The 414-nt window shown below is 57.0% G+C and carries 1 protein-coding gene; it reads right to left on the minus strand.

All coding sequences use genetic code 11. The annotated features are described in order from the left end of the window. Nucleotides 1-345: hypothetical protein (locus ACOV8S_RS31460; protein ID WP_448321882.1), on the minus strand; the 345-nt coding region annotated here is incomplete at its 3' end. Nucleotides 346-414 lie beyond the last annotated feature (69 nt).

Here is a 414-nt window from a genome sequence, read left to right on the forward strand (position 1 = left end):
GTAGTAGGTTTCGTTGGACCCGCCGATGGTCACCATGTGCTGCTGAAGGCTGCTGTAAATCATGAGCATCTGGTTGAGTCCACCGACCTCCTCTGCATCGAAGTGCGAAATGGTGAGGCGCTGCGTGGAATTATATGTGAGGCTCTTTCCGGGCTTGATGGACAGCACCCCACTCTCATGTATCGGCTTTCCTGCCTCTGTGTAGTAGAGGAACCCGGATTGGAATATCTGCTCTTCGTCCTTGACGCGAACCGACTGAGCGGATATGCCCCCGTACGGGGACACCGAACGTGTTCCCGTGTTGGTGATGCTTGCCAGCGTGACATCGATGGTCTTCTCGGCCATGACGTTTTCTCCCCGTGCTTTCCGGATCGGTTGGCCTCGAAACCCGCTCCTCGTCACCAGGCGTGGCGC

The organism is Streptomyces sp. CO7, assembly GCF_053474865.1.